At 39.3% G+C, this 11,715-nt stretch carries 9 protein-coding genes, 2 pseudogenes and 1 CRISPR repeat array; of the genes and pseudogenes, 4 read left to right on the forward strand and 7 right to left on the reverse strand.

Features of this window, described 5'->3' with window-relative positions; genetic code table 11:
* The 5 genes and pseudogenes from IQ242_RS06980 to IQ242_RS27035 form a co-directional block, all read right to left on the reverse strand.
* Positions 1-866 (reverse strand): type III-B CRISPR-associated protein Cas10/Cmr2 (locus tag IQ242_RS06980; RefSeq protein WP_305070278.1); only part of this gene is annotated, 866 nt, incomplete at its 3' end.
* Positions 867-1,360: 494 nt separating this feature from the next.
* Positions 1,361-2,859: direct repeats of the CRISPR family, unit length 35 nt; unit sequence CTTTTAACTTCTTAGCAAGTTTAATTAATGGAAAC.
* 369 nt (positions 2,860-3,228) lie between these two features.
* Positions 3,229-3,834 (reverse strand): Uma2 family endonuclease, encoded by a 606-nt coding sequence (locus IQ242_RS06985; RefSeq protein WP_193959469.1) that lies wholly within the window; start codon positions 3,832-3,834, stop codon positions 3,229-3,231.
* A gap of 52 nt (positions 3,835-3,886) precedes the next feature.
* Entirely contained in the window at positions 3,887-5,173 is a 1,287-nt protein-coding gene (locus tag IQ242_RS06990; RefSeq protein ID WP_193959470.1) for an HlyD family secretion protein, read from the reverse strand.
* A 1,381-nt stretch (positions 5,174-6,554) separates the two neighbouring features.
* On the reverse strand, positions 6,555-6,737 hold the full coding sequence (locus tag IQ242_RS06995; protein WP_193959471.1) for a hypothetical protein: 183 nt from the start codon (positions 6,735-6,737) through the stop codon (positions 6,555-6,557).
* A gap of 38 nt (positions 6,738-6,775) precedes the next feature.
* Positions 6,776-6,925, reverse strand: a pseudogene (locus tag IQ242_RS27035) (DUF433 domain-containing protein); the annotation flags it as partial.
* 201 nt (positions 6,926-7,126) lie between these two features.
* Between IQ242_RS27035 and polA the strand changes: the two are divergent.
* The 3 genes from polA to IQ242_RS07015 are packed head-to-tail and all read left to right on the forward strand — an operon-like array spanning position 7,127 to position 10,532.
* A complete protein-coding gene (polA, locus tag IQ242_RS07005) occupies positions 7,127-9,997 on the forward strand; it encodes a DNA polymerase I (RefSeq protein WP_193959472.1) in 2,871 nt (956 codons plus the stop codon).
* A gap of 4 nt (positions 9,998-10,001) precedes the next feature.
* Positions 10,002-10,247, forward strand: coding sequence for a hypothetical protein (locus IQ242_RS07010; RefSeq protein ID WP_193959473.1), 246 nt, complete (start codon positions 10,002-10,004; stop codon positions 10,245-10,247).
* Positions 10,248-10,283: 36 nt separating this feature from the next.
* Entirely contained in the window at positions 10,284-10,532 is a 249-nt protein-coding gene (locus IQ242_RS07015) for a heavy-metal-associated domain-containing protein (protein WP_002765377.1), read from the forward strand.
* A 154-nt stretch (positions 10,533-10,686) separates the two neighbouring features.
* On the opposite strand, the gene IQ242_RS07020 is transcribed toward IQ242_RS07015, so the two are convergent.
* Together IQ242_RS07020 and IQ242_RS07025 are read right to left on the reverse strand one after the other, a co-directional pair.
* Positions 10,687-11,040, reverse strand: a complete 354-nt coding sequence (locus tag IQ242_RS07020) for a type II toxin-antitoxin system PemK/MazF family toxin (protein ID WP_193959474.1) — start codon at positions 11,038-11,040, stop codon at positions 10,687-10,689.
* On the reverse strand, positions 11,021-11,233 hold the full coding sequence (locus tag IQ242_RS07025; RefSeq protein WP_002765380.1) for a hypothetical protein: 213 nt from the start codon (positions 11,231-11,233) through the stop codon (positions 11,021-11,023). Before IQ242_RS07025 ends, IQ242_RS07020 begins: the two co-directional genes overlap by 20 nt.
* A gap of 270 nt (positions 11,234-11,503) precedes the next feature.
* Here IQ242_RS07025 and IQ242_RS07030 point away from each other — a divergent pair.
* Positions 11,504-11,715, forward strand: a pseudogene (locus IQ242_RS07030) (transposase family protein); the annotation flags it as partial.

Here is an 11,715-nt window from a genome sequence, read left to right on the forward strand (position 1 = left end):
TTTTTTAATTTCTCTCCCAATTCTCTAGCTGCTTCTTTACCAGGAACTAAAGCCATAATCACATTAGGAAATCCAGCCGTACTTAAACTTGTAGAAATGCCATTATCAAATCTACCAACTGGAGATGTTCCGTCTTGAAAATAAGCAAAATTAGCTGCAAAATCTGGATATTTTTTAACAATTAAAGCATCGATAATTTCTTGACTCCAAAGAGAAGGAGTAATCACAGCATCAGACCCATAAGTTTCGGCAATATACCAACAAAGTTTAACACTGAGATAGTGCAGTAGATAGGAACCTGCCCAAAAATCGACAAATTTTCGGGATGCTTTGATAAATTCTTGTACTGGGGAAAAGGTAAAGAGAAAAAGATAGGGATGTTGGGATTTACCTCCTTCTTGCCAATGTTCGGGATACATCGCCCCAACTAGAGCGGAAACGGTACTTTTGTAACTATGTAGGGGACAATCAGGAAGGATGCTGTGAGCAGGATAGAGGAAAAAATCATTCTGGTTTTGTCGGATGAGTTCGGGATAAAATCGCCAAAACCACCAAAATAGTTTTTCTATATCCGTTTCTGAGGTAATTTCTGCGGGAATTTCTGGTCTTAAGTCTTGTGAAGTAATATTTCGAGTTTGTCCACTGATGGGATGTTTCACGCTATTAATATTAGTGCCTTGAGCCTCTCCTAGATTAACGCGATCAGATGAACTAGCTATTTGCAGGGGTAACTCTTCTATCTGTCCTTGTAACTCTTCTGGGTGAATAGACTGTAATTGTTGCAAAATGTAGTGGTCTTTTAGCAAGGCACGAAGTTTACGAGAATAGAAATTTTTTGAATTAATAGGGGACTCTGATTCTGGCATAATCATAAATTGCTAAGGCCTCTCTTTAAACTTTATCACGAAAACAAAGATAGTTAAGCAAAATAATTGATTAACTATAGCATCTGACAGGGGGACAAACTAACCTAGAGAGCATCTCATTTATGCAAGTGAGTAATTATACTTGTCCTAACACTGGTTTCTAGCAAGGCTTTCAAAATAGCTTGACGTAAAGATTTAAGGGTTATAAAGGTGAGATGGTACTAGGGCAATGATCGCATAGGCATTAGCGTGGAAGAAATTTTATTGTTTCATGCCGATGGAATGGGGGGTTTCTCAACATTTTTCGTGGGTTAGACACAATGCCTGAAAATCTAGAGTTTTCGTTGAGGTGCGTCGATGCCTTGCCCAGCAAGGCTTTGAGCCTTATGACTGAGGTAACTATTGAGAATTATTATTAATAATGTCTATGCTTTTCAATATCCCACGAAAAATTGCTGTACAATCCTTATACAGCCTAGTTTTGCCAAGCTAGTCTTTTAACTTCTTAGCAAGTTTAATTAATGGAAACGTGATGTTAGAGATTTCTTTCGAAATCATATGTTTTTCTTTTAACTTCTTAGCAAGTTTAATTAATGGAAACAATTAAGTTTTTGTAGCCGTCCTTGAAGTTGTTTTTTCGCTTCCTCATCTTTTAACTTCTTAGCAAGTTTAATTAATGGAAACTTGAGTATTGTCAGGATGCGGCGTTTTTTTAGTTGAACCTTTTAACTTCTTAGCAAGTTTAATTAATGGAAACGTTAAATTTTGCGAAGTAAATAACCCGCACCCCGACTTTTAACTTCTTAGCAAGTTTAATTAATGGAAACCATCCAAGTAGGGGCAATTCATGAATTGCCCCTACTGCTTTTAACTTCTTAGCAAGTTTAATTAATGGAAACAAATGAGTGCGGTTATCAGTCATTTGTTCCTCGACTTTTAACTTCTTAGCAAGTTTAATTAATGGAAACATCTTCAACATTGGGATCGGGGATTTCTTGTTCTTGCGAACCTTTTAACTTCTTAGCAAGTTTAATTAATGGAAACTCCGCTGTGTTTCGGTGAGAGGCTTATGAATGACTACTTTTAACTTCTTAGCAAGTTTAATTAATGGAAACGACCCATTGGTGGGGTTTCATGCTCGTCCTTCTCCTTTTAACTTCTTAGCAAGTTTAATTAATGGAAACCATTGCTCCGGGGTAGAAGACCATGAAGACGAAGAGCTTTTAACTTCTTAGCAAGTTTAATTAATGGAAACAAAAAACAAAAAACACAAGCAAAATCATTGTTGATTACCCAACTTTTAACTTCTTAGCAAGTTTAATTAATGGAAACTCCTGCACCTCGGTTAACACGTGTAGTGAATGCCAAAGCATCTTTTAACTTCTTAGCAAGTTTAATTAATGGAAACTTTGCAAGCCTGATACCAGCAGTTGTCATAGTCATCCTTTTAACTTCTTAGCAAGTTTAATTAATGGAAACACTTTAGGCCAGACTGAACGCATCACTTGTATTTTGCGTCTTTTAACTTCTTAGCAAGTTTAATTAATGGAAACATAATCGTCATCGTCCAAAACATAAATTCGGACCGTTTGCTTTTAACTTCTTAGCAAGTTTAATTAATGGAAACACAGGAGGTTCACGAGGAACTTCCCGAAGTCCGTAATTTTCTTTTAACTTCTTAGCAAGTTTAATTAATGGAAACCCGTTAAACAGCACACAAATTTTCATTTTTTTTTCCTTTTAACTTCTTAGCAAGTTTAATTAATGGAAACTTTTCTTTTCCCCTTTTTTTTTGGTAGGTTTGGAGGGAGCTTTTAACTTCTTAGCAAGTTTAATTAATGGAAACACCTTCAGGATCGACAAAACTCAGATCCCAATCACCAAAACTTTTAACTTCTTAGCAAGTTTAATTAATGGAAACCATCCAAGTAGGGGCAATTCATGAATTGCCCCTACTGCTTTTAACTTCTTAGCAAGTTTAATTAATGGAAACCCTTGTTGTTGCAAAGCAAGATACTCGGCTCTTCTAGGTTGTGTGTGAGGATGGTATAATAATAATACAGAACAGGAGGTGGGTTATCTGGATAAATTTTAATCAACTCCTCAATTTATCAAATGTAACAGGTTCTTCGGTTTGTGGTATGCAATGGGGGAGAGTTATAAGAGATAGAACTCTTATAGAGAAAGATATTTAGCGATTTTTGTTTTGTCAATTGTTTTTATCTAGAGCGAACTAATCAATTAAGTCTGTTGCCAGATAAGGATTTAGTCAATTTATGCCCTCTGATCGAATCATACCAAGTAACGAAGAACCATATTTCTGAAACAGTTGAGGTTATTAGTAAAGCCAGACCCGTTTACATCAACGAGGCATAACATCGTTGAGAGAGAGTTGAAGATCGGGAAAAATAGGAGAGGAAATCAGTTCTCCCAAACGGTATTGTTGTTGCCGATAAACTTCATCAAGTAGTTGACAGACGGTAAAAGTGGGTTGTTTGGGTTTGCCGATAAAGGCAATTCCTCCTAATCCGCGATAATCGACGATCCAATATTCAGGAATTCCAAAAAGCGCGTATTCTTCCACCTTACGAGCGTAATCGGTCTCCCAATTGCTACTGACCACCTCGACAACTAATTGAATCGATCGGGGTAGGGTAATTACAGGTTCTTTGTCCCACAGGGGTTCTAGAGCGAGAACGGTCTCATCGAGAACGACAACATCGGGACGACGAGCCGTGGCTGCGTCGGTAAAAGGGCGGATCAGACAGGTTCGGGGAATGAACCAAGGTTTTCGCGCTTTAATTAAAGCCATACCGATGTGGGTCGCTATTTTACCGCTAACCGTTTCATGCGGCCCGGTCGGTTCCATATCGATTAATTCTCCATCGGCTAATTCATAGCGAAATTCATTGCCATATTTTTGTAAAAAATCCTCGAATATCAGAGGTTTTTGGGATAGGTAAGTCATCTGCACTCCCGATGGCAAAGCCCCTCAAGATAACGATTTGTAATTAGTTGAATTATATACCAATTTTCAAGTCAATTTTAGCATCGGCGGGCATCCCGGGTTTAGCGTAGGTTTCCGACTGATCGATCGCTAATCTGACACCAAACACCTGCCGGACGCGATCTTTTTGGAAGTAAATATTTTCGGGAGTAAAGGCAGCTTTTAGATCGATCGCACTAACTTTAGCAGCTAAGGGGCGATCGGGATCGGAGTCGAGAAATACCTGCGCTGGTTTGCCCACATAAATTTTGCCGATGTCCCCTTCTGGTATATAGGCGCGCAGATAGATCGATTGGGGATCGATGACGGTGAGCAGGGTTTTCCCACTGCTAACTACGGCCCCCGGTTGCAAGGGACGATCCTGAACGATGCCATTAATCGGGCTTTTTACCTGCATGGAGTCGAGACGTTTTTGTAATTGTTGTTGATTAGCGATCGCCGCTTGTAAATTTGCCCGGGCTATGGCTAATCGGGCCTTGGCTTGTTCTTTTTGTTGTTGGTAAGCGCTTAACTGATTACTGCGAATGACGGAATTAAGGGCTGTGGAACGGGTTTGGGCTAAATTTCCCTGGGCTGCTAGCAGTTGCTGCCTGGCAGTGTTAACGGCGGCTTGTCGTGCCACGAGAGTCGCTTTAGCGGTGTCTAAGTCTGCTTTGGCCGCGTCGGCATCGGTACGGGTGCGATCGAATTGTTGCTGGCTAACTACTCCTTGCCTAAATAGTTGATCGTAACGTTCTCGATCGGCTAAAGCCAGTTTTAATTGGGCTTCTGCCCTGATTATTGCCGCTTCTGCCTGTTTTACCTCCGCTTTGGCCTGTTCTACTGCCGCTTGACTGGCAGCAACGTTGGCGCTCGCTTGGCTAACTCGTCCGGAGGAGTCTTCTTTTGCTTGCACTAAGTTCGCTGCCGCTTCTTGAATGCGACTTTCGGCCACGCTAATATCTAACAATGCTTGTGCTTCCTCTTGTCGGGCGGCGTTAACGGACGCAATCGCTGCTTGCAGTTGTTGATTAACTTCCTCATCGACGATTACTGCGATCACTTGTCCTGCTTTGACTCGATCGCCCTCCCGGACTAAAATTTGATCTACTCGTCCGCCAGTTTTTGCCCCGATATCAGTTTCGTCTGCTTCAATCCTGCCACTGACATTGAGTACCGTAGCTGGGGGGACCGGGGCAAAATGTCGCCAACCGAGATAACCGGCGGCAATCACAACAGCTAGGGGCAACAGCAACCGCGGGTTGAATTGCCGTTTTTCCGGGGCTACCGGCAAGTTAGGAACGGGGTGCGATCGAGCCATTACCTTTATCTCTCAAATTTGGCCAAGGTTGATACTTCGATCTTAAACGATCACTAGGGTCGCAATTTTTGAGAACTTATAGCGTTTCCCAATCTCATGAGGTACAGCAAAATCTTAACTCCTCACTCCTGACTTGTCAAAACCTAAGACTCTGTACCTCACAACTATGGGAATTGCTATATAAGTAGTCGTGGACAATTAATTTCCTAGTTGAGACAGGAGACCTTTCAGTTATCAGTAAGTGATCAGTGAATTTAAAACTCACATCTGATAACTGGTAACTGATCAATGAAACTGATTCAAGGCTTACGGCTGACAGCTAACAGCTTAGAACTGTAATTAATTTTGCTTAGGTAGTAAAATTAACTAGCAAAATACCAATTTTCCATAGTATTTGAGATGCGCTTATCCTGATCTAATACTAAATCCAGTTATTAAAAACTGATTATTTATTCCCTTTTGCCTTTTGCCTCTCCTCATAACTAGCCTGTACTCAACGGATTTAGTATAATCTGTAATGATGGGATCAATTAGTTTTTCTTGGCATCGGCTTAAACCTCGTCTATTTTCCCTAGAAAATCTTGCCGATAAAACTACTAACTAACTACTTTTCTAATCAAGGTTTAAGGTTAAGAGTGATTAAAGTAAGCTTAACCAAATTTTAACCCAAAAAAACTAAAATATTTCTAGATTTAAAAGTAATATTTGTGCCTTAAACTATATTTTGAAGAAAGTTCAACTTTCCCAATTGTGCAGGATTCTTCAACCAGAAAACTTATGATATTCGGTTCTTCGTTACTTGGTATGGTTCGATAGGGGGGCATAAATCGACTAAATCCTTATCTGGCAAGAGATTTAATTGATTAGTTCGCTCTAGATAAAAAACAATTAACAAAAATCGCTAAATGCCTTTCTATATAAGGGTTCCATCCCTTATAACCCCTGTCCATTGCATAACACAAACCGAAGAGCCTACTGTTTTCTGATCAACTAATCGCTGCAATTCTTAAATCTTGTGTTCCTATACGAATTTTTTGCTCCCGTAATTCTCTGAAATGATAATGAGCTTCTAAAGTATAGTTAACAATTTTAAATTTGCTCAGATAATTAACTACATCTCTCCAACCTTGATACCCTTTGATTAACTTTTCATATTGATTGCTTTGAGAGTATTTTCTGATTACACTGAACCATCCTCTGACTTGTTCTTCTAAACTAATAATTGTTATAGCAATATCATCAGGATTGATAGACGCTAATCTCCGAACTTAGTTCGGATGTAGTTTTTGCAGTAGGGTTATATGATCGGTATCTAATATATATTGGGTCACGGTATTTCAACTTGTTGACTGTCTTCTTGGTCAACTTTTTGACGATAGGTTTATATACTCTCTATGACTTCATCTAAGAGGGGGTTATAGGTTAGTGTAGCTGGTATATTGAGCAGTGGATGCTCTTGTTGTTGTTTTTTCTGCGCTAATTTTTCAAATAATTGCTTTTGTTCTTCTAAAGAAAGTTGATCGATAGATTCTATAATCTGGCTAAGAGAAAGATGAGGAGTCATAAACTACAAGTCTTTTTGACTAGATATTGATGCTAGTGTAGCATAATTCCCTTCGCTAACAGCTTTAAAACAGAACCTACAGTAATCCGCATTTTTCTGATAGTTAGTTGTCCTAAACAAATATTGGGAGCTACTGTAATTCGGTCTAGTTTTTCCCTGACAGGGGGACAAGCAAGATGACTGTAAATGATCTTGATGCAATTGGTAGCACAGGCATCCGCCGTCTGTAAAGAGATAGAAAGATTTAAGGTTAGAACAATGGCAGCATATGTTATACTCTAATACAGAAAAAACCCCCTTGTCAAATTTGGGCAAATTCGGGCAAAATAGGGAATGTAAATTTTATACAATATTTAGTATTATTTTGATAGGACTAAAGAGGCTAGATTATGACCAGTGGCGAGCAAAATAAGCTATTTATCCTGATTGATGGGCATTCTTTGGCTTTTCGTGCCTATTATGCCTTTGCTAAGTCTCGTTCTGGTCCTCTGCGTACTTCTACTGGCATTCCCACCAGTGTTTGCTTTGGGTTTTTAAATTCTCTGATGCAGTTACTAGAAACTCAAAAACCCACTTATTTAGCGGTCGCTTTTGATTTAGCCGCTCCTTCTTTTCGCCATGAAGCTGATGTCAATTATAAGGCGAATCGGCAAGAGACTCCCGAAGAATTTCGCCCCGATTTAACTAATCTGCAAAGTCTCTTGGCAGCGATGAATATTCCTATTGTTACTTCCCCGGGTTACGAAGCAGATGATGTTTTAGGAACTTTGGCAAAACAAGCCGGCGATAATGGTTATACGGTCAAGATTTTAACAGGCGATCGAGATTTATTCCAATTGGTAGATGAGGAGAAAAAAACCACGGTTCTCTATCTGGATATTAATGCAGTCAAAAGTACATCGGGACAGGGTTATACAGAATTTAATTCCCAAGCTGTCACGGAAAAGTTAGGGGTGACACCAAAACAGGTAGTAGATTTTAAAGCTCTTTGCGGTGACAAGTCTGATAATATCCCCGGAGTGCGCGGAATTGGCGAAAAAACAGCGATAGATTTATTAAAAAAATACGATAACTTAGACGATATCTATACCAATCTGGAATCGATCAAGGGAATGGTAAAAACTAAATTATTAGAGGGGAAACCCGCCGCCGAAAGTTCTCGCTATTTAGCCAAAATTGCCCTTGATGCCCCCGTTAGCCTCGATGAGGAGAAATTTCGTCTCCGAGGTTTTGATCGGCGTTTAGTTAAACCTTTATTGGCAAGATTGGAGTTAAAGAAAATTCTCCAGAAACTCGATCAAATTCAACAGCAGCTAGGTGGCACTCCTCCCCTAGAATTAACTAGCGATGCTGATTCTAATCAATTGTCTCTGTTTGATTTACCCCCTGTTTCTCCACCGGTTCTAATTGCTCCCGACATTATTGATACTATTCCTAAGTTAGATGCTCTACTGGCCAAATTAACAACTTTTACTAATCGGCAATTTCCCGTCGCTTGGGACACCGAAACTACGGATTTAAATCCTCGTGTAGCCAAATTAGTCGGCATCGGTTGCTGTTGGGGAAAAGAATTAAATTCTCTGGCCTATATTCCTATCGGACACCAGAGCGGCGATAATTTAAATCTAGAGATAGTTTTCGAAAAATTACGCCCAATTTTAGCTGGTGATAATTATCCGAAAGTCTTCCAGAATGCGAAATTTGATATTGATGTTTTTTATCATCAAGGAATTACCGTTAAAGGTCTAGTTTTTGATACTATGGTGGCTAGTTATGTCCTCCATCCCGAACTAACTCATAATCTCGAAGATTTATGCGATCGCTATTTGGACGGTATCACTTCCCTTAGTTATAAAAGTCTCGGTATTCCTGGGGGAAAAACCATCGCTGATTTAGATATTACCACCACTGCCAACTACTGTGGATTAGATGCCTACGCTACCTATTTACTTCGAGAAAAATTACAGGCAGAATTAACTAAAATTACCTCTTTATATCAATTATTCTCAGAAGTAGAATCTCCCCTCGTCATGGTGCTGTGGCAGATGGAAAATTATGGGATAAAAATTAATGTCAATTATCTAAAAAACTTGTCCCAGCAACTAGAAAGAGACTTAGCAGACATAGAAAAAAAAGCTTATGAATCTATCGGAGAAACTTTTAATCTTGGCTCTCCTAAACAGTTAAGTGAAATTCTTTTTGAGCGATTGGCACTCAATCGCAAAAAATCCAGAAAAACTAAAACAGGTTACTCTACCGATCAAAGTGTTTTAGAGAAACTACAAGGGGATCATCCCCTAATTGATTATATCCTTGAACATCGCACCTTATCCAAATTAAAATCCACCTATGTGGATGCTTTACCGAAATTAGCCGAACCAAAAACCGCACGAGTGCATACGGATTTTAATCAAACCATCACCAGCACCGGACGCTTATCATCCTCCAATCCTAACCTGCAAAATATCCCCGTTCGCAGTGAATTTTCCCGGCGAATTCGTCAAGCTTTTATCCCCGAAGAGGGGTACTTATTAGTGTCAGCGGACTACTCACAAATCGAGTTAAGAATTCTGGCTCATCTCAGCCAAGAACCAGTTTTATTAGAAGCGTATCGTAGTAATCAAGATGTTCATAAAGTCACGGCTCAATTGCTCTTTGATAAAGGGGAAATTACCCCAGAAGAACGCAGTTTAGGGAAAACCATTAACTTCGGAGTTATTTACGGCATGGGAGCGCAAAAATTCGCCCGTGAATCGAAATTAACCGTAGAACAGGGCAGAAAATTTATTGAAAAATATCATCAACGTTATGCCCAAGTATTTGAGTATTTAGAGAATAGCAAAAAACAAGCAATTGCTCAGGGATATGTGGAAACTATTTTGGGTAGAAGACGTTATTTTAACTTCGATAATCCTCTCTTAAAAAGACTGCGAGGACTGCCCTTACATGACATCGATTTAGATAGCCTCAAACTCAACAACGAGGAGGCACAATTATTAAGATCGGCTGCTAATGCGCCCATTCAGGGTTCCAGTGCTGATATTATTAAAGTAGCGATGGTAAAATTGGCCGAGGTACTGCAAAATTATCGAGCGAGATTACTGCTGCAAGTCCATGATGAATTAGTCTTGGAAGTACCGAGGGAAGAATGGCCATCCCTAGAGTCAAAAATCAAGACGACTATGGAAGAAGCTGTCTCCTTGACAGTCCCTCTCTTGGTAGAAATAAAAGCCGGTGACAATTGGATGGAAACCAAATAAAACTATGATCGAAAACAGACAATTTTTAACCCCAGAAGAATCCGCGGATGTGGACGCTGCCCTCTTGACTTCTCCCGAAAAATTCCTGACTCGTTTAACGATTTCTTCCCTACGCTTACTAAAAATAATCGCCGAAGATACGGGAGTAACCATAGAAGAACTAACCCATAAACAGGTAATCCAATGGCTAGAAAAAGATAGTAAACTGCGTCGGGAACAGGGGATCGAAGCGGCAGTGCTGAAATGGTAAATAAACTCTTAAAAAATAAGCTACCCCTGACAATTTATGCTAGTCTTTAGCTATAAAGTTACTGGAGTTACAACAATGACAATTACCCTAAAAGTGCCTAGTATTGCCTGTGAAGGTTGCGCTAATACCATTACTAAAGCGATTAATAATCAGCAACCGGCAGCCCAAATATCGGTGGATGTAGCCAATAAAATCGTCACCGTAGAAACCACCGCATCCCCCGCAGAAATTGCCCAATGGATCAGCGAAGTCGGCCATACTGTTGAGTCTGGAAGTGAGGGTTGACATCCTTCCCCGTTAAAAATATACCTCTGTAAAAATCAAGGGTAGTTCTATTTTTGTGTTGATCAGATTAGTTTGACTCCCAAGCTTTCTAGTTGTTGGTTTATCCAAGCGGTTGCCGTTTCTTCATCGGTTTGTAAGTAGGAATTATAGTTATTCATAGGGATAAGGCAATTTTCAAGCATTCATTCACTTGTGTTATCGCTGGTGGTGATAAATAACCTAGTTTTCGGATAATCATTGATTTATTCAAGGTTAAAATTGATTCACAGCGAACAACTGACTCTACTCTAATCCCTGCAATACTAATCTCATTTCCTGTGATTAAATATTGTCGTATTGTTAAGGAGCGATTACGATTAGAGATACAAGGAACAACCATTACATCATCTAAAATTTGATTAATATCATTAGCTGATACGATAACAGCAGGACGAAGCTTAAACTGTTGAAATTGACTGGATGGCATGGGTACTTGACACAATACTACATCACCCTTTTGTAATTTCATCGGCAAAAATCTCGTCGTAGATGTCATGATCAGAACTAACCCATTCTTGATAAGCTTGAGAGGTAATTTGTTCAGTAAAGTTAAGTGTATTTGGGTTGTTATTTTGTAAATTTACTGCTAACTCTAACAATGGTTCTAATTGTTCATCAGAGAGATTTTGTGTTACTAAAGATAGTTTTTGTTTAATATTCATAGGTGGTTAGTCCAATTAATAGCTGTTACAATTATAATCTGTTTACTGTTGTTCATAGTCTTTAATAATGCTTTGAATATCCTTTACCGGGCTCTTCGGGAATTGTTATGCAAATAATTAACTTAAAATAAAATTCGATGAGAGCAACTACGCTCAAAAGTAGCTGAAATTCATACAGGAAAGGACTTACAGCACAAACAGGTTAATACCAAAAGATAGACAATTGAGTTAAGATTTGATATAATAGCCAAAAACCCGCGTATTTTACTTATGATGCTTGACAAATTCTTGAACCTAGAAGGAACCTCTATTCAAGGCTATCGACACCTAGAAAATATCGGTATAGTTTGACCAGTCGAATCGAAAAATCAAAAAGCAACGGCTCGACTGATCTCGCCGAACGTCCTGTCCTCGTTGTGGGTTAGAGAGCGATAAACTACACCAAAATCATCGACATTTAGTCAAAGATTTACCAATCTCAG

It is taken from the genome of Microcystis sp. LEGE 08355 (assembly GCF_015207185.1).
Classification (GTDB): Bacteria; Cyanobacteriota; Cyanobacteriia; order Cyanobacteriales; family Microcystaceae; genus Microcystis; species Microcystis panniformis.